Annotated in this window: 21 protein-coding genes and 1 pseudogene; 11 read left to right on the top strand and 11 right to left on the bottom strand. The window is 67.4% G+C overall.

Annotated features, from left to right (window positions below; translation table 11 throughout):
• Window positions 1-8: 8 nt before the first annotated feature.
• The 7 genes from DACI_RS17830 (at window position 9) to DACI_RS17800 (ending at window position 9,235) form a co-directional block, all read left to right on the top strand.
• Window positions 9-422 carry a sirohydrochlorin chelatase gene (locus DACI_RS17830; protein WP_012205372.1) on the top strand — a complete coding sequence of 138 codons (414 nt, stop codon included), beginning with the start codon at window positions 9-11 and terminating at the stop codon, window positions 420-422.
• 64 nt (window positions 423-486) lie between these two features.
• Complete coding sequence (locus DACI_RS17825) at window positions 487-1,428, top strand: CysB family HTH-type transcriptional regulator (protein ID WP_034398475.1); 942 nt, start codon at window positions 487-489, stop codon at window positions 1,426-1,428.
• A gap of 58 nt (window positions 1,429-1,486) precedes the next feature.
• Window positions 1,487-2,653, top strand: coding sequence for a pyridoxal phosphate-dependent aminotransferase (locus DACI_RS17820; protein WP_012205370.1), 1,167 nt, complete (start codon window positions 1,487-1,489; stop codon window positions 2,651-2,653).
• A 105-nt stretch (window positions 2,654-2,758) separates the two neighbouring features.
• Window positions 2,759-4,453, top strand: a complete 1,695-nt coding sequence (locus DACI_RS17815) for a tannase/feruloyl esterase family alpha/beta hydrolase (protein ID WP_012205369.1) — start codon at window positions 2,759-2,761, stop codon at window positions 4,451-4,453.
• A 126-nt stretch (window positions 4,454-4,579) separates the two neighbouring features.
• Window positions 4,580-5,542, top strand: a complete 963-nt coding sequence (locus DACI_RS17810) for a helix-turn-helix transcriptional regulator (RefSeq protein WP_012205368.1) — start codon at window positions 4,580-4,582, stop codon at window positions 5,540-5,542.
• A gap of 77 nt (window positions 5,543-5,619) precedes the next feature.
• A complete protein-coding gene (gene fauA, locus DACI_RS17805) occupies window positions 5,620-7,839 on the top strand; it encodes a TonB-dependent alcaligin siderophore receptor FauA (RefSeq protein ID WP_225970945.1) in 2,220 nt (739 codons plus the stop codon).
• Between the two features lie 400 nt (window positions 7,840-8,239).
• On the top strand, window positions 8,240-9,235 hold the full coding sequence (locus DACI_RS17800) for a Bug family tripartite tricarboxylate transporter substrate binding protein (protein WP_012205366.1): 996 nt from the start codon (window positions 8,240-8,242) through the stop codon (window positions 9,233-9,235).
• Here the strand turns inward: DACI_RS17800 and DACI_RS17795 are convergent.
• The 9 genes from DACI_RS17795 to DACI_RS17755 all read right to left on the bottom strand — a co-directional run bounded on the left by DACI_RS17795 (window position 9,171) and on the right by DACI_RS17755 (window position 19,474).
• Window positions 9,171-10,400, bottom strand: a complete 1,230-nt coding sequence (locus tag DACI_RS17795; protein WP_012205365.1) for an NAD(P)/FAD-dependent oxidoreductase — start codon at window positions 10,398-10,400, stop codon at window positions 9,171-9,173. The two genes, DACI_RS17800 and DACI_RS17795, sit on opposite strands and share 65 nt — an antisense overlap.
• Before the next feature lie 9 nt (window positions 10,401-10,409).
• Window positions 10,410-12,311 (bottom strand): LodA/GoxA family CTQ-dependent oxidase, encoded by a 1,902-nt coding sequence (locus DACI_RS17790; protein ID WP_012205364.1) that lies wholly within the window; start codon window positions 12,309-12,311, stop codon window positions 10,410-10,412.
• A gap of 179 nt (window positions 12,312-12,490) precedes the next feature.
• Complete coding sequence (rng, locus tag DACI_RS17785; protein WP_013802635.1) at window positions 12,491-13,978, bottom strand: ribonuclease G; 1,488 nt, start codon at window positions 13,976-13,978, stop codon at window positions 12,491-12,493.
• Between the two features lie 161 nt (window positions 13,979-14,139).
• A complete protein-coding gene (locus DACI_RS17780) occupies window positions 14,140-14,754 on the bottom strand; it encodes a Maf family protein (protein WP_012205362.1) in 615 nt (204 codons plus the stop codon).
• 127 nt (window positions 14,755-14,881) lie between these two features.
• Window positions 14,882-15,349 carry a 23S rRNA (pseudouridine(1915)-N(3))-methyltransferase RlmH gene (gene rlmH / locus DACI_RS17775; RefSeq protein WP_012205361.1) on the bottom strand — a complete coding sequence of 156 codons (468 nt, stop codon included), beginning with the start codon at window positions 15,347-15,349 and terminating at the stop codon, window positions 14,882-14,884.
• Between the two features lie 21 nt (window positions 15,350-15,370).
• Window positions 15,371-16,156: a ribosome silencing factor gene (gene rsfS, locus DACI_RS17770; protein ID WP_012205360.1), complete on the bottom strand. Its 786-nt coding sequence runs from the start codon at window positions 16,154-16,156 to the stop codon at window positions 15,371-15,373.
• Window positions 16,157-16,405: 249 nt separating this feature from the next.
• Window positions 16,406-17,470 (bottom strand): oxygen-dependent coproporphyrinogen-III oxidase, encoded by a 1,065-nt coding sequence (hemF, locus tag DACI_RS17765; protein ID WP_012205359.1) that lies wholly within the window; start codon window positions 17,468-17,470, stop codon window positions 16,406-16,408.
• 4 nt (window positions 17,471-17,474) lie between these two features.
• Window positions 17,475-18,758 carry a phosphoribosylamine--glycine ligase gene (gene purD, locus DACI_RS17760; protein WP_012205358.1) on the bottom strand — a complete coding sequence of 428 codons (1,284 nt, stop codon included), beginning with the start codon at window positions 18,756-18,758 and terminating at the stop codon, window positions 17,475-17,477.
• Window positions 18,755-19,474 carry a YebC/PmpR family DNA-binding transcriptional regulator gene (locus tag DACI_RS17755; protein WP_012205357.1) on the bottom strand — a complete coding sequence of 240 codons (720 nt, stop codon included), beginning with the start codon at window positions 19,472-19,474 and terminating at the stop codon, window positions 18,755-18,757. Before DACI_RS17755 ends, purD begins: the two co-directional genes overlap by 4 nt.
• 78 nt (window positions 19,475-19,552) lie before the next feature.
• On the opposite strand from DACI_RS17755, the gene DACI_RS17750 reads away from it, so the two are divergent.
• The 3 genes from DACI_RS17750 (at window position 19,553) to upp (ending at window position 22,890) form a co-directional block, all read left to right on the top strand.
• Window positions 19,553-21,079, top strand: coding sequence for a helicase HerA-like domain-containing protein (locus DACI_RS17750; protein ID WP_012205356.1), 1,527 nt, complete (start codon window positions 19,553-19,555; stop codon window positions 21,077-21,079).
• A 147-nt stretch (window positions 21,080-21,226) separates the two neighbouring features.
• The gene (locus DACI_RS17745) at window positions 21,227-22,204 is read left to right on the top strand and encodes a threo-3-hydroxy-L-aspartate ammonia-lyase (RefSeq protein WP_043783498.1); all 978 of its coding nucleotides are present in this window, start codon (window positions 21,227-21,229) and stop codon (window positions 22,202-22,204) included.
• 56 nt (window positions 22,205-22,260) lie between these two features.
• Window positions 22,261-22,890: a uracil phosphoribosyltransferase gene (upp, locus tag DACI_RS17740; protein ID WP_012205354.1), complete on the top strand. Its 630-nt coding sequence runs from the start codon at window positions 22,261-22,263 to the stop codon at window positions 22,888-22,890.
• Window positions 22,891-22,961: 71 nt separating this feature from the next.
• Here the strand turns inward: upp and DACI_RS17735 are convergent, their stop codons facing one another.
• Window positions 22,962-23,663 (bottom strand): YebC/PmpR family DNA-binding transcriptional regulator, encoded by a 702-nt coding sequence (locus DACI_RS17735; protein WP_012205353.1) that lies wholly within the window; start codon window positions 23,661-23,663, stop codon window positions 22,962-22,964.
• 263 nt (window positions 23,664-23,926) lie between these two features.
• Between DACI_RS17735 and DACI_RS31390 the strand changes: the two are divergent.
• A pseudogene (locus tag DACI_RS31390) lies at window positions 23,927-24,067 on the top strand (PQQ-dependent sugar dehydrogenase); the annotation flags it as partial.
• Between the two features lie 20 nt (window positions 24,068-24,087).
• On the opposite strand, the gene DACI_RS17725 reads toward DACI_RS31390, so the two are convergent.
• Window positions 24,088-25,080 (bottom strand): tripartite tricarboxylate transporter substrate binding protein, encoded by a 993-nt coding sequence (locus DACI_RS17725; RefSeq protein ID WP_012205351.1) that lies wholly within the window; start codon window positions 25,078-25,080, stop codon window positions 24,088-24,090.
• Window positions 25,081-25,101: the final 21 nt, after the last annotated feature.

Raw genomic sequence — 25,101 nt, 5'->3', positions numbered from 1 at the left:
CCGTTGCCATGCAAAACGACACAACAGCGGCCGGCATTGCCGGCCTGATCCTGCTGGCCCACGGCTCCCGCGACGCCCTGTGGCGCCAGCCCATCGAGGCCGTGCTCGGCGCCGTCCGGCAAACGCGGCCCCACGGCCTGGCTGCATGCGCCTACCTGGAAGCCTGTGCGCCCGACCTGCCCACCGCCGCGCGCGGGCTGGTCGAGGCGGGCGCCACGCACATCACCGTGCTGCCCCTGTTCCTGGGCACGGGCAAGCATGCGCGTGAGGACATCCCGAAGCTGGTGCAGGAGATCCGCCACACCTACCCACAGGTGGCCGTGGAACTGGAGCCGGCCGTGGGCGAGCATCCACGTGTCACGGCCCTGCTGGCAGAGCTGGCGTTGGCGGCCATGGAGCCTTCCGGAAGGTCAGGAAGCTGAAATAACGAATCGCTTCTTTATATAAATGCAGCATAATGGCGCGCTGCACCCAGCTGTCACCGCCATGAACCTGCACCAATTCCGATTCGTCCAAGAAGCGGCGCGCCGCAACCTCAACCTCACCGAGGCGGCCAAGGCCCTGCACACCTCGCAGCCCGGCGTCTCCAAGGCCATCATCGAGCTGGAGGAGGAGCTGGGCATCGACATCTTCGCGCGCCACGGCAAGCGCCTCAAGCGCATCACCGAGCCCGGCCTGGAGGTGCTCAAGAGCATCGAACTCATCATGCGCGAGATCGGCAACCTCAAGCGCATCGGCGAGCAGTACAGCGCCCAGGACAGCGGCACGCTGTCGATTGCCACCACCCACACCCAGGCCCGCTACGTGCTGCCGCCCGCCGTGGCACGGCTGCGCGACCTGTATCCCAAGGTCACCATCAGCCTGCACCAGGCCACGCCGGCCGAGGTGGCGCGCATGGTCATCGACGAAATCGCCGACATCGGCATGGCCACCGAGTCCCTGGCCGACTACCCCGATCTCGTCACCCTGCCCTGCTACGAATGGCAGCACGTGCTGGTCATGCCCACAGGCCATCCGCTGGCACAGAAAGAGCGCATCACGCTGGACGACATCGCCCATGAGTCGCTGATCACCTACCACCCCTCGTTCACCGGGCGCGGCAAGATCGACCAGGCCTTCGCCACGCGTCGGCTGCGTCCGCGCATCGTGCTGGAGGCCATTGACTCCGACGTGATCAAGACCTACGTGCGCCTGGGCCTGGGCATCGGCATCGTGGCCGAGATGGCCATGCGCGACGATCCGGTCAACGACCTCGTGGTCCGCCCCATGGGCCATCTGTTCGGCCAGAGCGTGGCGCGCGTGGCCATCAAGCGCGGCGCCTATCTGCGCAACTTCGTCTACCGCTTCGCCGAACTGCTCAGCGACCGCCTGACGCGCGATCTGATCATGCGCGCCATGAGCGGCCACGTGCACGACTACGAACTCTGATCCTCCGCCCCACCGGGCCCGCAGTGCGGGCCCGTTCCCGTTTTCCGCTGCCTCCGCCATGACCTCTGCCACGCCCCGCACGCCCGCCTTCCCCAGCCGCCTGCCCCATGTGGGCACGACCATCTTCACCACCATGTCGGCGCTGGCCGCCGAGCACCAGGCGGTGAACCTGGGCCAGGGCTTCCCCGACTTCGGCTGCGACCCCAGGCTGGTCGATGCCGTCACGGCCGCCATGCAGGCCGGCCACAACCAGTACCCGCCCATGCCCGGCCTGCCGCAGCTGCGCCAGGCCATGGCCGACAAGATGCAGGCGCTGTACGGCCGCCGCTACGACGCGGGCACCGAGATCACGGTCACGGCCGGCGCCACGCAGGCCATCCTCACCGCCATCCTGGCCACCGTGCATGCGGGCGATGAGGTCATCGTGCTCGACCCCTGCTACGACAGCTACATGCCCAATATCGAGCTGGCCGGCGGCGTGCCCGTGCGCGTGCCGCTGACGCCGGGCAGCTTCAAGCCCGACTTCGCCAAAATTGCCGCCGCCATCACGCCGCGCACCCGGCTGCTGATCATCAACAGCCCGCACAACCCCAGCGCCACCATCTGGAGCGATGCCGAGATGCTGCAGCTGCAGGAGCTGCTGGCGCCCACCGACGTGCTGCTGATCAGCGACGAGGTCTACGAGCACATGGTCTACGACGGCCGCCAGCACCAGAGCGCCGCGCGCTTTGCCGGCCTGGCGGCGCGCGCCTTCATCGTCTCCAGCTTCGGCAAGACCTACCATGTCACGGGCTGGAAGGTGGGCACCGTCGCCGCGCCGGCCGCGCTCACGGCCGAGTTCCGCAAGGTCCACCAGTTCAACGTCTTCACCGTCAACACGCCCATGCAGGCGGGCCTGGCCAGCTACATGGCCGACCCTGCGCCCTACCTGCAGCTGCCCGCCTTCTACCAGGCCAAGCGCGACCTGTTCTGCCAGGGCCTGGAAGGCTCGCGCCTGCGCCTGCTGCCCACGGCGGGGACCTACTTCGTCTGCGCCGACATCTCGGCCGTGTCGGACCTGGACGAAGCCGCGTTCTGCCAGTGGCTGGTCCGGGAGCATGGCGTGGCGGCCATCCCGCTGTCGGCCTTCTATGGCGACGGCTTCGACCAGCGCGTGGTGCGCTTTTGCTTTGCCAAGCAAGACAGCACGCTGCGTGCGGCGTTGGAGCGGCTGCGCAAACTCTGAAACCGGGCGCGGGGCAGCGCCCACGCCGGGTTGTCCCGTCATCCTCTGAGATGACATGGCCCCTCCGTCCCTGGTCTTACGCTCGGGCGACAGGAGACACAAGCCATGCGAACCGACCACGCCCCACGCGCCTTGCGGCGCGTTTTTCCATCCACGGCCGCCTTTGCCGCATCCCTGCTCATGGCGGGCTGTGGCGGTGGCAGCAGCCCCACTTTGGCCGATGCCACAACGCAGGCGGCCGCCTGCGCCGACCTGCCTGACAGGGCAGGCCTTGCGGCCACCCGGCTGTCCACCAGCTATGTGCCGCCCGACACCCGCAGGCCGGGCGGCGCCAGCACCGGAGCGCTGCTGCCCGGGCACTGCGTAGTCACCGGTGCCATCAACCCGCGCGTGGGCGTGGACGGCAAGAACTACGCCATCGGGTTCCAGCTCAGCCTGCCGGACCAATGGAACGGCCGGTTTCTCTTCATCGGCGGCGGTGGCAACGACGGCATCCTGCGCGACACCTCGCTGAGCTCCAGCATCTCTGGCGCAACGCCTTCGCCGCTGGGCCAGGGCTTTGCGGTGGTCTCCACCGACGCGGGCCACACCGGCACGACGGCCAGCTTCGGTGCCGACCCTCAGGCCCGGCTGGACCACGCCTACAACGCCTACGACAAGACCGCCGTGGCGGCCAAATCGCTGATCTCCACGCGCTACGGGCGCAAGCCTGAGCACTCCTATTTTTCAGGCTGCTCGGGCGGAGGACGCCAGGGCATGGTGTTCTCGCAGCGATTTCCCGACTACTTCGACGCCATCACGGCCGGTGCCCCTGCCATGCGGGTATCGAGCGGCGCCACGGTGGCCGCGATGTGGAACACCATCGAGTTCGAAGCCATCGCGCCGACCGACAGCAGCGGCCGGCGCATCCTCTCCCGGGCCTTCAGCAACGAGGACCTGAACCTGGTGGCCAAGGCCGTGACCGCCTCCTGCGATGCGGCCGACGGCGTGGCCGATGGCATGGTGAACCACGTCAAGGCCTGCCATTTCGACCCCGGCGTGCTGCAGTGCGGCGGCGCCAAGACCGGCAGCTGCCTGAGCAGCGGACAGGTGAACGCGCTCAGAAACGTGTTTGCCGGGCCGCGCAACTCGGCAGGCCAGGCCCTGTATGCGGGCCAGCCGTGGGATCCGGGCCTGGCAGCGCCGGGCTGGCGCACCTGGACACTGGGCAGCTCCACCACCGCCACGCCGGATTCGCGCTACATCACGCTGATCGTGGATGCGCTGGTCAACGAATTCCTCACCCCGCCAGACCTGGGCTTCAACCCGCTGGCCTTCAACTTCGACACCGACCCGGCGCGCATGCAGGCCTACTCGGCCATCTATGACACCTACCGGGACGACCGGCTCACGGCCTTCCGGCAGCACGGCGGCAAGATGCTCTTCATCCACGGCATGTCCGACCCCATCTTCTCGGCGCTGGACACGCTGGACTACTACGAGCGCCTGGCCGCCAACAACGGAGGCATGCAGGCCACGCAGGACTTTGCGCGCACCTTCCTCGTGCCGGGCATGAACCATTGCTCGGGCGGCCCGGCCACGGACAGCTTCGACTCCATACAGGCCATGGTCGACTGGGTGGAGAAAGGCATCGCCCCGGACACCATCGCCGCCAGGGCCCTGCCGTCCAGCGTGGACTTTCCGCAGCGCACGCGCCCGCTGTGCCCGTATCCGAAGATTGCCAGGTACAGGTTCGAGGGCGCAGCCGCCGGCACGGGCAATGTGGAGGATGCGGCCAGCTTTGTCTGCGCCCTGCCCTGAGCCTGCGCATCTGCGGGCTGGACGCCACGGGCCGTGGCCGCCGCAGGGCCGTAGCAAGCCTGCAGCGATAATGAGAAGCGTTCACTGCAGCGAGCGCTTCCCGCCACCGCCTTTCCGCCTCCGCCCATGCCCGCCCCTTCCCAGCGCTACACCACGGCGCAGCTCGACGCCATGCGCCAGCGCCACGGTTTCAGCGTGCGCTTTCTCTCCACCGTCTCCGAAAACGATTGCATCTTCGAAGGCCAGGTGCAGGAGCACCAACTGCCTTCGGGCCTGCAGCTGGTCAGCTCCGACATCCGCATCAACCATGGCTATGAATCCACGTCCGAGCATCCGCGGCGCTTCACCGCCGTAGTCCTGCTGGACGGCCAGGCCGAGCTGCAGCTGCCCGCCGCCCGCAAGGCCCTGAGCGTGACGCGCCATGCCGCAGCGGCATTCTCCTGCGGCGACACCGAGGTGCTCAAGGCCACCCATGCGGCAGGCCAGACGGTGCGCGGCTTCAACCTGTCCATCGAGGCGCCCGAGGCCTGCGCCGATGCCGAACTGGCCGAGCTGCTGCACCATGCCCTGCGGCAGTCCGGCCCGCCGCTGCATGCCTGGTCGCTGCCCGAGCATCTGGCGGTGTCGCTGCGCCAGCTGCTCGATGGTGTCTGGAGCGGCAGCCTGGCCCGGCTGCACCGCGAAGGCATTGCGCTGCAGGTGCTGGCCTGCGCGCTGCAGGCACATGCGCAGCCGCGGCCTGCGCCCTCGCCGCGCATCCACCCCCGGGACAGGCGCGGCCTGGAGCGCGTGCGCGAGTGCATGGATGCAGCGCCCGGCCAGGCGCACAGCCTGGACGACCTGGCGCGCCTGGCCTGCATGAGCCCGACCACGCTGCGCGAGAAATTCCAGGCCGCCTACGGCCAGACCGTGTTCGGCTGGCTGCGCGAGCGCCGCATGCAATTGGCGCGCGAGCGGCTGGCACAGGGCTGGAGCGTGCAGGAAGCGGCCGACTGCGTGGGCTTTCAGCACGCCAGCAATTTCGCCACGGCCTTTCGCCAGCGCTTCGGCCACGCGCCCAGCCAAGGCAGCCTGCGTCGCAAACCATAGGACTGGCGTCGCCGGGAACAGGCGGCGGCGGCGCACATTTCCCACAATCCGGGCTCACGCCCAGGACCATGGAAATGATGAGCATTCGCATTCAAAACCCCGCCCCGCGACACCTCCAAGGCGCGCGGACCCCGCTATCCCTGCTGATCTGCGCCCTGTGTGCCGCCCCTGCGCCAGCAGTCTGGGCCGCCGACGAGGACAGGCCCCCTGCCAGGAACAGCGACACCGAACTGGGCACCGTCACCGTGCGCGCCGCCGCCGATGCGGGCACCACCGAAGGCACGGCGCGCTACACCAGCGGTTCCACGGGAACGGCCACGGGCCTGCAACTGTCGGCACGCGAGACACCGCAGTCGGTCAGCGTGATCACGCGCCAGCTCATGGACGATGCCGGCCAGCTCACGGTCTCGCAGACGCTGGAGGCCTCCGCCCCCGGCCTGTCGGTCAGCCGCAGCGACAGCAACCGCTATCAGTTTTCCTCGCGCGGCTTTGGCGTCAGCAACTTCCAGTTCGACGGGCTGGCCTCGCCCATCAACAGCCTGTGGAACTTCGGCGCCACCGACATGGACACGGCCTTCTACGACCGTGTGGAAATCGTGCGCGGCGCCACGGGCCTGCTCAATGGCTCGGGCGATCCGTCGGCCACGGTGAACTTCGTGCGCAAGCAGCCGCGCGAGACGGCGGGCGGCCATACCTCGCTGACGCTGGGCCGCTGGAACCTTCGCCGCGCCGAGGCCGATCTGTCCCTGCCGCTGGACCGCGAAGGCCGCGTCCATGGCCGTGTCGTGGCCGTGCAATCGGACAGCGATAGCTACGTCAGCCACTTTGGCCAGCGCAGGCAGGGCCTGTACGCCGTGGTCAGCGCGGCCCTGACGCCCGCCACCCGGCTCGTGACCAGCCTCGAATACCAGAAGAACACCAGCCCCGGCATGGGCGCCGGCTTTCCGCTGTTCTATGCGGACGGCAGCCGCACGGACTTCGACCGCTCGGTGTCCAACAACGCGCGCTGGTCGCATTTCGGCACGGAGAACACCACGGCCACGCTGGACCTGACCCACCGCCTGGACAACCGCTGGCTGCTGCGCGCCGCCTACAGCCGCAACGACGGCAACTACGACATGCGCTACGTCTACCGGGGCGGCGCGCCGGACGCCAGCACCGGCCTGGGCATGGCCAACTCCTTCATCAAGTACCGGGGCGACCGCTCGCGCGACAGCCTGCACCTCACGGCCAGCGGCCCGGTCGCGCTGTTCGGGCGCCAGCACGAGATTGCCGTGGGATGGAACCATGTGCGCGACGATATCGACATCCGCCGCTATGCACCGCTGGGCACGCCGCCTGCCACGGACAACTTCCTCGACTGGCGCAACGGCAGCCTGGCCGAGCCGGGCTGGTCCGACGCCTCCAACGGCGGCGACGACAGCCGCATGCGCCAAAGCGGCGGCTATGCCGTGGGGCGTTTCTCGCTGGCCGATGGCTGGACGGCCGTGGCCGGCGCCCGCCTGAGCCGCTGGTCCACGCGCCAGAATTACTTCGGCAGCCTGCGCGACTACCGCTACAGCAACGAAATCACGCCCTACGCCGGCCTGCTGTGGGACATCGATGCCCGGCACACGGCCTACCTGAGCTACACGGAAATCTTCACGCCCCAGAACTACCGCGACAAGCAAGGCAGCATCCTGGACCCCGTCACCGGCCAGGCCTTCGAGCTGGGCCTCAAGGGCTCCTGGCTGCAGGACCGGCTGCAGGGTTCTGCCGCGCTGTTCCAGACCCGCCAGGACAACCTGGCGCAGGACACAGGCGAATTCATCGACGGCACCACAGACCAGAAGGCCTATCGCGGCGTCAAGGGCGCGCAGGTGCGCGGCATCGATCTGGAACTCAGCGGCGAGCCGGCCCGGGGCTGGCGCCTGGGCGCCAGCTACACGCACTACACGGCACGCAGCGCCAGCGGCGCCGCCTTCAACACCACGCACCCGCGCAGCCTGGTCAAGCTCACGGCCATGCGCAGCTTCGAGGGTGCGCTGCAGGGCCTGAGCCTGGGCGGCAACCTGCGCTGGCAAAGCCGCATCTGGCAGAACGTGACCAACCCGCTGCGCCAGAGCGTGCAGGTCGGCCAGGGCAGCTACCTGGTGGTCAACCTCTCGGCCCACTACCGCATCGACCCCACCTGGTCGGCCAGCGTGCAGCTCAACAACCTGCTGGACCGCCAGTACTACAGCCAGATCGGCTTCTACAACCAGGGCTGGTGGGGCGAGCCGCGCAATCTGACGGTGAGCCTGAAGGCGGATTTCTGAGCTGTATCGGCATCGGCAATGCCCACCCCACCCCGGTGCCCCGGCGGGCGCCGGGCCGCGCCATGGGGCGCACCGTGCAGGTGCAGGCAGGAGCCGCAAAGCCGCATGGATGCGGACAGTTGGCAGCGCCGGGGGCGGATGCAGGAGAGGGTGCGGACCTTGTTCATGGGCGGGTCCAGGAGGCTTGCGCCGTGGTTGCAGGAGCCATGACGGGCGCACGCCGGTGCAATCCATTCTCATTTGACAAGCAAGGCCGAACAGGTCATTCGCCCGCCGCATGACGTCCTGCCAAAACATTGATTGACGTCAAGACAGCCACCGCCCAGCATTGGCCCGCCTGAAAAATCTGCCGCTGGCCCCAGCCGCTGCGCCACCAGAACATCGACAAGGAGACATCCCCATGCCCCGCACCCTTTCACGCAAGCAATTCCTGCGCGCTGCCGCGCTGCTTGGCGCCACTACGCTGCTGCCCCTGCCCCAGGCCTGGGCGGATGCCTACCCGGCCCGGCCCGTCAAGCTGGTCGTGCCCTTCGCCCCTGGCGGCAATACCGATGTGCTGGCGCGCATGGTGGCGCAGGGCCTGTCCGAATCGCTGGGCCAGCCCGTGATCGTGGAAAACATCTCCGGCGCCAACGGCTCCATCGGCGCCAGCCGCGTGGCTTCGGCGGCCAATGATGGCTACACGCTGCTGTTCGGCACGGCCGGCACCCAGGCCATCAACCAGAGCCTGTACAAGAACCTCAGCGAGAAGAACCTGGGCGATTTCGAGTACGTGGCCCTGGTGACCACCATTCCCAATGTGCTGGTCGTCAACGAGACGCGCACGCCCGCCAGGACGGTGAAGGACCTGGTGGCACGCGCCGCCGCGCAAAAGACCGGCATGAGCTATGGCTCGCCGGGCAGCGGCTCCACGGTCCACCTGTCGGGCGAGCTGTTCAAGAGCGCCACCCAGCTGGACATGGTGCATGTGCCCTACAAGGGCAGCGCGCCGGCCCTGACCGACCTGCTGGGCGGCCAGATCGATTTCATCTTCGAGAACGTGACGCCCGCCCTGCCCTTCGTGCAGTCCGGCAAGCTCAAGGCCCTGGCCGTGACCTCCGAGCAGCGCCTGCCCGCCCTGCCCGATGTACCGACCATGAAGGAAAGCGGCTACCCCACCTTCGTGACCGGCACCTGGAACGGCGTGCTGGCACCCAAGGGCACGCCGGCCGCCATCGTCAAGCGCCTGGAAGAGGCCACGCTCAAGGTGGCGGGCCATGCCGACTTCAAGTCCAAGGTGACGGCGCTGGGCGGCGAAGTGCGCCTGCTGGACTCCAAGGCCTTCCGCGAATTCACGCGGGCCGAGTACCAGCGCTGGAATGCGATCGTGCAGACGGCGAAGCTGGAGCGGCAATAACGTCGGCTCCGGTCCCCGCCTCCGGCGCCCGCTGGCGGCGAGCCCAGAACGTCTCGTTCGCCCAGCGCGGCTCCAGCGCATAGTAGTGCTGGTGATGGCTGCGGTACGCGGCGCGTATCGACCGGATCCACACATCCCAGGCAGGCAACGCATCGGCATCGCCCGCCAGGCTGCGGCGCACGGCCTTGGCGGCCTCGCTGCCCGTGACCAGGCTGTTGAGCAGACCCTGCGATGCCAGCGGATCGAAGGACAGGCCTGCATCGCCAACGGCCAGCCAGTCCGGCCCGCTGGCTGCATCCAGCCATTGTTCGTGGGCGGCGGCCACGCGCAGTGGCTCCAGCACACGGCTGCCCCTGCTGCGCGCGCCCACCAGGGCCGTGTGATGCGCCATTTCCAACAGATCGGCCGTGCTGCGCAGGCGCCGGGCTTCAGGCAGATCGATATCGGTCTGCCAGGCAATCACGCAACTGCCATCGGGCAGGTCGGCGCTGTACCACCAGCCTTCGGCATCCGACTCGATCATGGTGGTGCCTGCATGCTCATGCGATGGCGGCTCCACCCAGGCGTGAAAGCAGACCAGATGGCCACCACGGTGGACCTGGGCGCCCACCTGCCGGGCCACGCGGGCCGCGCGGCCCGTGGCATCGACCACGATGCGGCAGGACAGCTCCAACGGGCCGTGCGCCGGGTCGCCCTGCGCCCTATCGATCAGGCAGCGCCAGCGCATGGGTGCGCCCGGTGGCTGGCGCTGCAGGCTGCGCAGCGTGGCGGGCACCAGGCAGGGCACGCCACGGCTGCGCGCAGCCTCCAGCAGCATGGCGTCGAAGCGCTTGCGGTCCAGGTGCCAGACCGCGCCATGCGGGTCGAACAGCGCGTCCTGAAAGATGACCTCGGAGCTTCCCCACAATGACCGCCGCGACCAGGCAGGACGGTGGCCCTGTGCCGCGAACGCATCCCACACGCCCAGGTCGGACAGAATCACCCGGGCCGCAGCGGGCAGGGTTTCGCCAATGGCCCGCCCAGCCTGCACGGCGCGTCCTACCAGCGCCACGCGGCAGTGCCCTGCCAGTTGCGCGGCAACGGCCGCGCCCGCCGGCCCTGCGCCCACGACGAGCACATCCAGTTCATCCGGCAGCGGCGCGGCGGCCATGGCGTGCGACGGCATGGCCGGCACTCAGCGCGGCAGCACCGGGCCGCGCTGCGTCATGGCGCGCAACTGCTGCTCGTTGTCTGCATCGAAGGGCTCGATGCGGGGAGGCGCCTCCTGCCCGTCCGGTTGCTGCGCAGTCTTGAGCATGTGCGACGGCGCCGGGGCGATGCGGTTTTCCACCTGCATCACCGGCGGGAAGTCCTTGTCGCCCCGCAGGCCGGGCCGACTCTCGATGACGCCCATGTCACCGAAGTGGCTGATCATGCGGTTGATCTCGCTCTCATAGCCTTCCTCACCCAGTGTGCGGAACCACGACTCGCGCCGGTTGAAGGCGGCGACACGCTGCTCGCGCGGCAGCTCCGTGTCGATGACCCTTTCATAGGCCTCCTGCGTCAGCACCTGGTTGGGCACGCGGGCCGGCCAGAACGTGGGCAGGTAGGGGTCGTAGCGTGGGCCATAGCCGGCGTAATAGCCGCTGCGGCAGCTGGCGGTGTCGGTCTGCCAGGGGACCGCCATCCAGCGCGTGAGGTCGCCGGCCACCTGCGCATACAGAGGCCCGCTCTCGGACAGGGCCACCGCAGGCGTGAGCCGGGAGCCGTAGAGCTGCAGCTCGGGCGGGTTCACTGCCGCCTCGCGGATGCGGAACGGCGCCCGGTACATGCTGGCGTGCCGCATGGGCCAGGTGATCTCGCAGCCCGGGTGGAAGGCGTCGGCCAGGCAGTCGTCCATGGCGGCATGGTCGAGCATGGCCGGCTGCTCCTGCAGCGGCACGTCGGCGAGCTGGGCAGGGTACTGCTGGCCGGGCTTCCAGTCGGACAGGAAATGGCCACCGGCCCACAGATCCAGCATCCTCAGCTGCGTGGCCGTCAGCGCCGCATGCTGGCGCGGTGTGTCGGCGGGCGGCACGGCCATGGCGTCGCCATACAGCCAGGGCCAGGGCTGGGGAGATGCGCCATCACGGTCAAAACGGCGGAAGGCATTGGCCACCTGCTGGCGCAGCTCGGCCCAGGTCGTGCCCGGGCTGTTGAGCCTGGCGATCCACGCCTCGTCATCCACACTGGCCGCCCCGCCCCAGCCGAACTGGGATGCAAAGCCCTTGTTCGCCCACTGCAGGCTGCTCTGGCGCTGGAGTATGGGCAGGATGTGCCGGCTGAAGGAGACGTGCGGCGGGAAGGCGGCCATGCCCGAGTGGATGTACACATCCTCCATCAGGTCCTTCATGGTGCGCACCGACTTCATCTGCGGGCCGTAGTTGGGCGGCGCAACCGTGACCCATGCCGCATCCACCGGCACGGAAGCGCCGGCCACGACGACCTTGGCACGCACGGGGCCGTCGGCCACATCGTCATGCCAGCCCTCGTTGTTCGCAAACGTGGTGGCCTTGGAGCCATCCACGGAGGCAGAGACGCCACGGCCTCCCAGCACGAGAAGCTGGCCCGTCTTTTCAATGCGCAATTCGCCCAGATAAACCGGCTTGCCGCAGAAACTGCCGCTGTCGAATGCCACCGGGGCCGAGCCATTGGCAATGCGGCGGGCTCCGGGTCGAATGGCCAGGCTTTTCCGGTCCTTCACCGTGGCATTGCGCAAAATCGTGGGATCGGCCGTTGCGGCTTCAGGCACGTCCAGCGCCAATTGGAATTGATACCAGGCAGCCTTGGTATTGGCCAGCTCGACTTCCCATTCGATCTGGTCCTGGTCGGCCGTGAGTTCACGCACCACCTCGCCCGCGGCGTTGTAGCCGTAGATGCGAAAGCGCGCAGCCTGGCGCTTGAGCGCGCCCTGCGCATCGCGCAGGCTGCCCGGCGCCATGGGCGGCACATGCATCAGCTCGGGGCCGACATAGTACTCATCCGGACTATTGCCAATACGCGCCACACCAATTCCCGGGTGTATGGCTGCACGCACAATGGTGGAGTCGATGCCCATTCGTCGCCCTTTCAGTTGCTGAGGCACTGATTGCAACAAACAGTATCAAAAAAGCCGAGACAAAGTTAATTATCGGGAATCAACAATCCATAGCAACGCAAGAATGAGTTCAATTGAACCCATTCATTCGCCAATAGACGGACTGCTATTGATAATGAATTAGCAAGATAAATATCGATTCACAGCAGCACGATGTCGTATTGCTCCTGTGCCATGGCCGTCTCGGCCTGCAGCGAGATGGGCTTCTTGATGAAGTCGGACAGGCCGGCCAGGTGCTGGCTTTCCTCGTCCAGGAACATCTCCACCACCTTGGGCGAGGCCACGATGCGGAACTCGCGCGGGTTGAACTGGCGCGCCTCGCGCAGGATTTCGCGCAGCACCTCGTAGCAGACGCTGCGCACGGTCTTCACATGGCCCTTGCCCTGGCAGACCGGGCAGGATTCGCACAGCATGTGGGCCAGCGATTCGCGCGTGCGCTTGCGCGTCATCTCCACCAGGCCCAACTGCGAGAAACCGCCCGCCATGGTCTTGACGCGGTCGCGCCCGAGCTGGCGCTTGAATTCGGACAGCACCTCGGCCTGGTGGTCGTCGCGCACCATGTCGATGAAGTCCACGATGATGATGCCGCCCAGGTTGCGCAGGCGCAGCTGGCGCGCGATCTGCTGGGCCGCTTCCAGGTTGGTCTTGAAGATGGTGTCGTCGAAGTTGCGCGCCCCCACGTAGCCGCCGGTGTTGACGTCCACCGTAGTCAGCGCCTCGGTCTGGTCCACGATCAGGTAGCCGCCGGACTTGAGGTCCACGCGGCGGCCCAGCGCGCGGGCGATTTCCTCGTCGATGGCGAACAGGTCGAAGATGGGCCGCTCGCCGCGGTAGTGCTGCAGCTTGGGAACGGCCGCCGGCATGTATTCCTGGCCGAAGGTCATGAGCAGGGCGAACTGCTCCTTGGAGTCGATGCGGATGCTCTGCGTGCCCTCGCCCACCAGATCGCGCAGCACGCGCTGCAGCAGGTTCAGGTCCTGGTGCAGCAGCGACATGGGCGGCAGGCGCACGGAGGCGTCCTTGATGCGGCTCCAGGTCTTGCGCAGGTAGCGGATGTCGTCGGCCAGCTCGGCGTCGCTGGAGTCCTCGCCATTGGTGCGCAGGATGAAGCCGCCGCCCCCGCCGGTTTCCTTGGTGCCCACCAGGCCCTGCAGGCGGGCGCGCAGCGCGTCGCGCTCGCCCTGCGGGATTTTCTGCGAGATGCCGATATGGTCATCCTGGGGCAGCAGCACCAGCAATCGCCCCGCAATGCTGATCTGCGTGGACAGGCGCGCGCCCTTGGTGCCGATCGGGTCCTTGATGACCTGCACCATGATGGTCTGGCCTTCGAAAACCTGCTTTTCGATGGGCACGACAGGCATGTCCTTGCGCGCGAACATGGGAGCCTCGCCCCCTTCCTGCCGCTGCCAGACATCGGCCACATGCAGGAAGGCCGCGCGCTCCAGGCCGATGTCGATGAAGGCCGACTGCATGCCCGGCAGCACGCGCGAGACCTTGCCCAGATAGACGTTGCCGACCAGGCCGCGCTCCAGCGGGCGCTCCATGTGCAGCTCCTGGACGGCGCCGTTCTCGATGATGGCCACGCGCGTTTCCTGTGGCGACCAATTGATCAGAATGTCTTGCTGCATGCTGTGCCTGTGGTGTGCTTTGTCGTTTGTATTTCTCGGCCATGGCGGCCCGGCAATCATTGCGCCGGTGGCCGCTTGCCACTATCTTGCCGCGCCATCCGCTGCCATCGGCGGTCTGCGCATGCCTGCACGCCCCTGCGGGCCCAGGTCGGGGAGCCGGCCTACAGTGCCCAGCCCAGCTCGCGCAGCAGCGCCGCCGTCTCGAACAGCGGCAGGCCCATGATGCCCGAGTAGCTGCCGTGCAGCCACTGCACATGGGCCGCCGCGCGGCCCTGTATGCCATAGGCGCCGGCCTTGCCCATGGGCTCGCCCGAGGCCACATACGCGTCGATCTGCTGCGCGCTCATGGCCGAGAAGCAGACCTGGGAAACCGACAGCGCAGCCAGGCGCCGCGCGCCGTGCTGTATGGCGACGGCGGTCAGCACCTCGTGCTCGCGGCCCGCAAGCGCGGTCAGCATGCGGCGGGCATCGTCGGCATCGGCAGGCTTGCCAAGAATGCGGCCATCCAGCGCCACCGTGGTGTCCGAGCACAGCACGGGCGCCACAGCCAGGGCGCGGCGCGCATGGCGGGCCATGGCGGCATCGAGCTTGAGCGCGGTGACGCGCTGCACATAGTCGCGCGCTGCCTCATCGGCCAGTTCGGCCTCTATGGCCTCGGCATCTTCGGCAATGTCGCCCTCGGCGTTGGGCAGCAAAAGCTCATGGGCCACACCCAGCTGCTCCAGCAGCTGGCGGCGGCGGGGGCTCTGGGAGGCAAGGTAGATGAATGGCGGCATGATAAGAATGAGAAATGCCTTCAGCCCTTTGTTGCAAAGCGCTGAAGGCTATCAAAATCATAGTATCACGAGATCCTCGGATCCGCGTGACAGGGCCGCTGGCAGAGCCTGGGAGCCGGGACAGGCCCTATTCCCGGTGGTAGGGATGGCCGGCGTTGACCGACCAGGCACGGTACAGCTGCTCGATGAGCAGCACCCGCACCATGGCATGCGGCAGGGTCAGGTCCGACAGGCGGATGCGCTCGTGCGCAGCCTGCCTGAAGGCGGGGTCCAGTCCGTCCGGGCCGCCAATGATCAGGGCCACGTCGTCGCCCTCCAGCTGCCAGCCCTGCAGGCGCTGGGCCAGGGCCTTGGTCGTCAGATTGGTGCCGCGCTCATCGAGCACGACGATGCGCGTGCCGCGCGGAATGGCGGCCTCGATGCGCTTGCGCTCGGCCGCGTACAGGGTCTCGACCGTCTTGGAGCCACGCGGCTCGGTCTTGACGGCCTTGAGCTCCACCTTGAGCTCCGGGGGAAAGCGCTTGGCATAGTCGTCGTAGGCCGTCTGCGCCCAGTCGGGCACATGCTGGCCCACGGCCACGATCAACAGCTTCATGCAGCGTCAGTCCCGAACCGTTCAGGCCTTGGCGCGGGGAGCGCGCTTGGCGGCTGGCTTGGCAGCGGCACCTGCCTTGGGCTTGGCGGGAGCGCGGTTGACCACCACGGTCTTGATGGCCTTGGGCGCTGCCGTCTTGCGGGCCGGAGCCTTGGCGGCGGCCGACTTCACGGCGGCGGACTTGGGAGCGGCCGACTTTGCAGCAGCCGTACGGGATGCGGCCGGCTTGGCAGCTGCGGAACGGGGTGCAGTGGCCTTGGCAGGAGCTGCCTTCTTGGCAGCGGGCTTCTTGCCCGCAGCAGGTGCGGCGGCAGAGGCGGCCTTCTTGGCAGCAGGCTTGGCGGCCGTTGCAGCAGCCTTCTTGGAAGCGGCCTTCTTGGCCTTTTCCTCGGCCTTGTCGGTGGCGGCCGAGCGCGTGGGCTTGGGAGCACCCAGCTTCAGGCGCACAGGCGTTTCGCCCCAGATCTCTTCCAGGCGGTAGTACTGGCGGATGGCTGGCTGCATGACATGGACCACGGCCTGGCCGCAGTCCACGATGATCCACTCGCCGTTTTCTTCGCCTTCCTGGCGTGGCACGGGAAAACCGGCCTGCTTGACAGCGTCGCGCACGCTGGAGGCCAGCGCCTTGGTCTGGCGGTTGGAGGTGCCCGCAGCCACGATCACGCGCTCGAACAGCGGCGAGAGCTTTTCGGTATTGAAGACCTGGATGTCTTGGGCCTTGACGTTTTCGAGGCCGTCAACAATGGCGCGTTGCAGCTTGGTCACGTCGCGCTTGGCTGCGGAATCCGATTTGGTGGAAGTGGTCATCAGGCGGTGATCAGTGGAATAGAAATGGGATCAATATAGCGCGAGCGCCGTGCGGCCCGTAGAGGGCTTGGCTGTAGCGGCGCTCCAAAATGCATGGAGTTCGCCCACAGATCGCCGGAAGATTTCGCGCCGAAGAAAGTGGAGAACGCAGCCAACGCTGCGCCTCAAGCTATTGAAATTATAGTTTTGCCGCCTATTCCCTTGCACGCGCGGATTTCGCCACGCGGCCGGAGATGGCGGCAATGGGACTCAAAGCCAGTCGCGGCGCACCAGGAATTGCTCCAGCAGCGCCCGCTCGGGCGTGCCGGGCGCGTCCTCGCGCTGGTAACTCCAGCTCGCATGCGGGGGCATGGACAGCAAGATGGATTCCGTGCGCCCGCCGGACTGCAGGCCGAAGTGCGTTCCCCGGTCCCAGACCAGGTTGAACTCCACATAGCGGCCGCGGCGGTAGCGCTGGAAATCGACCTGCTGCTGCCCGTAGTCCATGGCCTGGCGGCGCTCGACGATGGGCAGGTAGGACTCCAGAAAGGAATCTCCCACCGAACGCAGCATGTCGAAGCTGCGCGCCTGGCCCAGCTCAGAGAAGTCGTCGAAGAAGATGCCGCCGATGCCGCGCTGCTCGTTGCGGTGCTTCAGGCAGAAGTACTCGTCGCACCAGGTCTTGAAGCGCGGGTAGAGCGCGTCGCCAAAAGGCGCCAGCGCATCGCGGCAGACGCGGTGAAAGTGCTGTGCATCTTCCTCGAAGCCGTAGACCGGTGTCAGGTCCATGCCGCCGCCGAACCAGCAGGTGGGCTCGTTGCCCGGTTGCCCTGCCGCACCTGAGCCGGCCGCACCTGAGCCGGCCGCACCTGAGCCGGCCGCACCTGAGCCGGCCGCACCTGAGCCGGCCGCACCTGAGCCGGCCGCACCTGAGCCGGCCGCACCTAAGCCGGCCGCAATCATTCGCACATTCATGTGTACCGTAGGCACAAAAGGATTGCGCGGATGGAAGACCAGGGACACGCCCATGGCCTCGAACGGCGCACCCGCCAGTTCAGGCCGGTGCTGCGTGGCCGAGGGCGGCAGCTGCGGCCCGCGCACATGCGAGAAGCCGCAGCCCGCGCGTTCGAACACGCGGCCGCCCTCCATGATGCGGGTGATGCCATCGCCCTGCAGGCGCTCGCCGGGGCCCTTGCTCCAGGTGTCGGACAGAAAGCGTGCACCGCCCTCGCCTTCCACCTGCTCCAGCGCCTGCGTGATGCGGGCCTGCAGGCCCGTCAGGTACTCGCGCACCTGGGCCACGGGCAGCGCCTGCCCGGTCGATTGCTCTGCCATGGACTCAGTTCTTCACGGCACGGAAGCCGATGTCGCGGCGGTACTGGGCACCATCGAAATGGATGCCGCGCGCCACGTCATAGACCTTTTGCTGGGCCTGCTTGACGCTGTCGGCCAGCACGGTGACGCACAGCACGCGGCCACCGCTGGTGACGGGCACGCCGTCCTTGAGCTGGGTGCCGGCATGGAAGACCATGGCGTCGGCGGCGTCCTGCGGCAGCCCGCTGATAGCATCGCCCTTGCGCGGGTCCTCGGGGTAGCCTGCTGCGGCCATGACCACGCCCAGCGCCGTGCGGCGGTCCCATTGCAGCTCGACCTGGTCGAGCTTGGCATCGGTGGCCGCCAGCATGACGTCCACCAGATCGCTCTTGAGGCGCATCATGATGGGCTGGGTCTCGGGGTCGCCCATGCGGCAGTTGAACTCCAGCGTCTTGGGATGGCCGGACGCGTCGATCATCAGGCCCGCATAGAGGAAGCCGGTGTAGGGAATGCCGTCCTTTTCCATGCCGCGGATGGTCGGCAGGATGATCTCGCGCATGGCGCGGGCATGCACGTCGGCCGTGACCACGGGCGCGGGCGAGTAGGCGCCCATGCCGCCCGTGTTCGGGCCCTGGTCGCCGTCCTTCAGGCGCTTGTGGTCCTGGCTGGTTGCCAGGGCCAGGACGTTCTTGCCGTCGCACAGCACGATGAAGCTGGCTTCCTCGCCGGCGAGGAATTCCTCGATCACCACGCGGGCGCCGCCGTCGTTGTGGGCCACGCCGTACTTGTTGTCCACGAGCATGAAGTCCACGGCGTCGTGGGCTTCCTGCAGCGTTGTCGCAACGACCACGCCCTTGCCTGCGGCCAGGCCGTCGGCCTTGACCACGATGGGCGCACCCAGGCGGTCCACGTAGGCATGGGCCGCCACCGGGTCGGTGAAGGTTTCATAGAGCGCCGTGGGGATGCCGTGGCGCGCCATGAAGTCCTTGGAGAAGGCCTTGGAGCTTTCCAACTGGGCGGCCGCCTTGGAGGGGCCGAAGATGCGCAGGCCGTGGGCGCGGAACTCATCGACCACGCCGGCAGCCAGCGGAGCCTCGGGGCCGACCACGGTCAGCGCGACCTTCTCGGCCTGCGCCCACTCGCGCAGCGCCTGCGGGTCGGTGATGTTGAGGTTTTCCACCTTGCCGCCGGCCAGGCCCGTGCCACCGTTGCCGGGGGCCACATAGACCTTGGTCGATTTCGGCGATTCAGCCAGTTTCCACGCCAGGGCGTGCTCGCGGCCTCCGCCACCAATCACAAGAATTTTCATAGTTCAGCGTTGTGGTAGACGTCCTGTACGTCATCCAGGTCTTCGATCATGTCCAGCAGCTTTTGCATGCGGGCTGCGTCATCGCCTTGCAGGGCGATGGTGTTTTCCGGGCGCATGGTGACTTCAGCCACCTCCGGCGTCAGGCCCTTGGCCTGCAGCGCGTCGCGCACGGTTTCGAACTCTGCGGGTGCGGTCAGCACCTCGATGGCTCCCTCGTCATCGGTGATCACGTCCTCGGCGCCGGCCTCCAGAGCCACTTCCATGATCTGGTCCTCGTCGCTTCCGGGAGCGAAGATCAGTTGTCCGACATGCTTGAACTGGAAGGACACGGAACCTTCCGTGCCCATGTTGCCACCGTACTTGCTGAAGGCGTGACGCACATCCGCCACAGTGCGCACGCGATTGTCGGTCATGGTGTCCACGATGATGGCCGCGCCGCCGATGCCATAGCCTTCGTAGCGGATTTCCTCGTAGGTCACGCCTTCGAGGTTGCCCGTGGCCTTGTCGATGTTGCGCTTGATGTTGTCGGCCGGCATGTTGGCCGCCTTGGCCTTTTCCACCGCCAGGCGCAGGCGCGGGTTGGCGCTGAGATCGCCCCCTCCCGTGCGTGCCGCCACCATGATTTCACGGATGATGCGAGTCCAGACCTTGCCGCGCTTTTCGTCCTGGCGGCCTTTGCGGTGCTGGATATTGGCCCATTTACTGTGTCCTGCCACAGGCTGTCCTTTGATATTGATTTAACCTTGCGGCTGGGATTTTACTTTTGACCGCATGCTCCCCCGAGGAAACCCGAAATGGCCGCTCCACTTCTGATCGCCCGCCACTCTGCCACAGAATGCCTGCTGCTGCCGGCACTGGCCAATCGACATGGCCTGATCACAGGCGCCACCGGCACCGGCAAGACCGTGACGCTGCAGAAAATGGCCGAGGGATTCTCCGAGATCGGCGTGCCGGTGTTCATGGCCGACATCAAGGGAGACCTGTCCGGCATCAGCCAGCCCGGCAGCACGGGCGCCAAGATGGCGGCCTCCCTGCAGGAGCGCGGCATCGAGATTCCCCAGCCCCTGGCCTGCCCCACCACGCTGTGGGACGTGTTCGGCGAGCTGGGCCACCCGGTGCGCGCCACGGTCTCGGACATGGGCCCGCTGCTGATCGGCCGCATGCTGGCCCTGAACGACACGCAGATGGGCGTGCTCAACCTGGTCTTCAAGATTGCCGACGACAACGGCCTGCTGCTGCTGGACCTCAAGGACCTGCGCGCCATGCTCCAGCATGTGGGCGACAACGCCAAGCAGTTCACCACCGAGTACGGCAACATCAGCGCGGCCAGCGTGGGCGCCATACAGCGCGGGCTGGTGGCCATCGAGTCGCAGGGCGGTGACAAGTTCTTTGGCGAGCCCATGCTCGACATCAACGACCTGATGCAGACCGATGCCGGCGGCAAGGGCGTGGTCAACATCCTGGCCGCCGAGAAGCTGATGAATTCGCCGCGCCTGTACTCCACCTTCCTGCTGTGGATGCTGTCCGAGCTATTCGAGCGCCTGCCCGAGATCGGCGACCCCGACAAGCCCAAGCTGGTCTTCTTCTTCGACGAGGCCCACCTGCTGTTCAACGACGCGCCCAAGGTGCTGCTCGAACGCATCGAACTGGTGGTGCGCCTGGTGCGCTCCAAGGGCGTGGGCGTGTATTTCGTCACGCAAAACCCAATGGACGTGCCCGACACCGTGCTGGCCCAGCTGGGCAACCGCGTGCAGCATGCGCTGCGCGCCTTCACGCCGCGCGACCAGAAAGCCGTCAAGGCCACGGCCACCACCATGCGGCCCAAGCCCGGCCTGGATATCGAGGCCGCCATCACCGAGCTGGCCGTGGGCGAGGCCCTGGTGAGCTTCCTCGACGACAAGGGCCGCCCCGGCATCACCGAGCGTGCCTACGTGATCCCCCCCGGCAGCCAGATCGGCCCCATCAACGAGGAGCAGCGCAAGACCCTGCTGGCACAGTCGCTGGTGGCCGGCGTCTATGAAAAGGCAGTGGACCGCGAATCGGCCTACGAGGTGCTGCGCGGCCGCACGGCAGCGACCGGCGACGGCGCAGCGCCAGCCGGCACGGGCCCGGCCGGTGCCACGCCTGCGGCGAGCGAAGGGGGCGCCATGATGGACGGGCTCAAGGACCTGCTGTTCGGCACCACCGGCCCACGCGGCGGCAAGCACGACGGCCTGGTGCAGACCATGGCCAAGTCCACCATGCGCACCATGGGCAATTCGCTGGGCAAGGAAATCCTGCGCGGCGTGCTCGGCGGCATCCTGGGCAACAAGAAGCGCTGAAGCGCTGGCGCACCGGCCCTGCGCCGCATCAAACACCATAGCACCCAGCCGTTGCCATGCAACGGCTGGCGCATTTCAGGGCTCTGAAAGCCCGCGCATGCGGCTATGATCGAAAGCGCCTCCATCCACTTTGCGGAACCGCACGCCATGACGACGAACAGCCCACCCTCGCTGCCCACCTATGACGATGTCGCCGCCGCCGCCGGCCGGCTGGAAGGCGTGGCCCACCGCACACCCATACTGCGCAGCCGCACCGCCGACGAGCTGCTGGGCGCCCAGCTGTTCTTCAAGTGCGAGAACCTGCAGCGCACGGGCGCCTTCAAGATACGCGGCGCCTACAACGCGCTGTCGCAGTTCACGCCCGAGCAGCGCAAGCGCGGCGCACTGGCCTTCTCCTCGGGCAACCATGCCCAGGCCGTGGCACTGGCCGCGCAGATGCTGGACATGCCCGCGCTCATCGTCATGCCCGAGGATGCCCCCGCCTCCAAGATGGCAGCCACGCGCTCCTACGGCGCCCAGGTGGTGACCTATGACCGCTTCACCGAGGACCGCGAGGCCATCTCCCGCCGCCTGGCCGACGAGCGCGGCATGACACTGATCCCGCCGTTCAACCACCGCGACGTGATCGCCGGCCAGGGCACGGCAGCCAAGGAACTGTTCGAAGAGGTGCCCGACCTGGACTACCTCTTTGTCTGCCTGGGCGGCGGCGGCCTGCTGTCGGGCAGCCTGCTGGCAGCCGGGCAACTGGCGCCGCGCTGCAAGGTCTACGGCGTCGAGCCCCAGGCCGGCGACGATGCCCGCCAGTCGCTGCGCGCAGGCCAGATCGTGCAGATCCCCACGCCCCACACCATTGCCGACGGTGCCCAGACCCAGTCCATCGGCGATATCACATTCGCCATCATCCGCGAGCATGTGGAAGATATCCTGGCTGTGGCGGACGAGCATCTGGTGCAGGCCATGCGCTTTTACGCGGAACGCAAGAAAATCGTGGTCGAACCCACGGGAGCGCTCTCGCTGGCGGGCGCCCTGCATGGCGGGGTTGCGCTGTCGGGAGCGCGCGTGGGCATTCTGATCAGCGGCGGCAATGTGGACCTGGCGCGCTACGCACGCTTTCTGCACGACTGAACCGCCCCCTGGCGCCGGCCGCAAATGCCGGCGCCCCTTTTTTCCAGAAGAAAACCATGAGTACTCTGCACCTGATCGACCACCCGCTGGTCCAACACAAGCTCACGCTGATGCGCCGCAAGGAAGCCAGCACCAACAGCTTTCGCCGCATGCTGGGCGAGCTGTCCACGCTGATGGCCTACGAGATCACGCGCGACATGCCGCTGCAGGACATCGAGATCGAGACCCCGCTGGAGACCATGACCGGCAAGGTCATCGACGGCAAGAAGCTGGTGCTGGTGTCCATCCTGCGCGCCGGCAACGGTTTCCTCGACGGCATGCTCAACGTCGTGCCCGGCGCGCGCATCGGCCACATCGGCCTGTACCGCGACCCCGAGACGCTGCAGCCCGTCGAGTACTACTTCAAGATGCCCTCCGAGATGGAAGAGCGCGACGTGCTGGTCGTCGATCCCATGCTGGCCACGGGCAACTCGGCCGCCGCCGCCGTGGCGCGCCTCAAGCAGCTGAACCCGAAGTCCATCAAGTTCATGTGCCTGCTGGCCGCGCCCGAAGGCGTGGCCACCATGCAAAAGGCCCATCCCGACGTGGACATCTACACGGCCGCCGTGGACCGCCAGCTCGACGCCCACGGCTACATCCTGCCGGGCCTGGGCGACGCGGGCGACCGCATCTTCGGCACCAAGTAGCTTGGTGCACGCACCCACAAAAAAGCCGCACATCGTGCGGCTTTTTTGCTGGGGAGCGGGGGGCAGCGGGATCAATCCACCAGCCCCGCATAGACGTGCTGCACGTCGTCATCGTTCTCGATGCCGGCCAGGAAGTCCTGCACTTCCTCCTGCTGCTCGGCCGACAGGCTGGCCATGCTGACCGGCGTCTTGGCCTTGTAGCCCAGCTTGGCCGACAGCACCTTGAAGCCCTGGGCCGGCAGCGCCTTGCTCACGGTATCCAGGTCCGTCGGGTCGGTGATGAACAGCGTCGTCCCCTCTTCCTCGCCGGGCTCGAAGTCCTGTGCGCCGGCCTCGATGGCGGCCAGCTCGGCATCGGCACCGCCTTCGGGCTCGCCCTCGATCATGCCCACATGGTCGAAGTCCCAGGCCACGGCCGTCATCTGGCCCTTGCGGAAACACACGCGCATGTTGGGCGCCGTGCGGTTCACGTTGTCGGTCAGGCACTCGATCATCACGGGCACGCGGTTGGGGCCGTAGCCTTCATAGACCACGCGCTCGTAGTTGACGGCATCGGCACCCACGCCCGAGCCCTTCTTGATCGCACGCTCGAGCGTGTCCTTGGGCATGGAGGCCTTGCGGGCGGCTTCCACGGCCATGCGCAGGCGCGAGTTGCCTGCCGGATCGGCGCCGGCGCGCGCCGCGACGATGATTTCCTTGGCCAGCTTGCCAAACAGCTTTCCCTTGGCATCGGCGACCAGCGCCTTGCCCTTTGCTTTCCATTGCGCGCCCATGGCTGCTTTTCCCTTGCGGATTCTCTGGTGGGTAGGAGGCGCCGCCGACCGCCCCACGCAGGGACCCGGCCCGGCGCCGAAAGAGCGCTGTTTATACACCCGCGCAAGTGGCTGCGCGGGCTTTTTGCGCAGTGGTTGACAGGGCGCCGCTGGCTCTGGCCGCGTCGTGCATGATGTTTGCCAGATCAAAGCCGGCCGACTGCGCATCGTGCACGGTGACGTGCGCCTCGCGCCGGCACTGGCTGGCCTGCCCCCTGTGGACCGGCAAGGTAACGGCCAGCGAGCAGGTGCTGCCGCGCCTGGGCCAGCGCGTGCGTGATGTCCGCCAGGGACCGGACGGCTGGCTTCACCTGCTGACGGACGCCCAGGGCGGGCAGTTGCTGCGCGTCACTGCCACGCCCTGAGCCCCGTCACGCGCGGCGGCTCACTGCACGGTGATTCCGTTGGCCTTGACCACGGCATCCCAGCGCTTGCGCTCGGCCGCCACGAAGCCCGTGAAGGCGGCGGAGGAACTGCCCACCGGCGTCAGACCCAGCTTTTCAAGGCTGGCGCGCGTGGCCGGCAAGGCCAGGGCCTTTTGCACCAGGTCCTGCAGCTTCTGCACCGTGTCGGGCGCGGTGCCTGCGGGCAGGAAGAAGCCGTTCCACTCCGTGACCTCGAAGCCCTTGATGCCGCTTTCCGCCACCGTGGGCACGTCGGGCAGGTCCGGCATGCGCTTGGCCGAGGACACGGCCAGCGCCTTGAGCTTGCCGCCCTTGACGTAATTGATGCTGGAGGCCGCGTTGGCAAAGTACACATCGACCTGGCCGCCCATGACATCGACGATGGCGGGCGCCCCGCCCTTGTAGGGAACGTGGACGGCATCGAACTTGGCGTCTGCCTTGAGCAGTTCCGTCGCCATCTGGGCCAGGCTGCCCGGACCGTAGGAGGCATAGGTGAGCCTGCCGGGCTTTTGCCGCGCGGCATTCATGAAGTCGGCCAGGCTGTTGTAGGGCGAGGACGGCGCGGCCACGAGGATGTTGGGCACGCTGATGGCCTGGGACACGGCAATGAAGTCCTTGGCCGGGTCATAGGGCAGCTTGCGCAGTGCCGGGTTGATGGCGAAGGACGATGCGTCATACAGCACCGTATAGCCATCGGCCTTGGCACGCGCCACGAGGGCGGCACCGATGGCGCCGCTGGCGCCGGCCTTGTTGTCCACCACCACGGTCTGGCCCGAGACCTCGCCCAGCGCCTTGGCGATGATGCGCGCCGCATTGTCCGCACCGCCGCCGGCCGAGAACGGCACGACGACCGTGATGGCCTGCGCGGCCGGATAGTCGGCCGCATGCAGCGTGCCCTGGAACAGGCCCAGCCCCGCCCCAATACCCAAGGCCAGCACCGTCATGGCGGGCCGCAGTGTCTTGATCTTCTTCACGTTTCTGTCTCCTGTTGCTCA

This window comes from Delftia acidovorans SPH-1 (assembly GCF_000018665.1).
GTDB lineage: Bacteria > Pseudomonadota > Gammaproteobacteria > Burkholderiales > Burkholderiaceae_C > Comamonas > Comamonas acidovorans.
The sequence above is the reverse complement of the archived record's forward strand: the minus strand, read 5'-3'. Positions and strand labels throughout refer to the sequence as shown.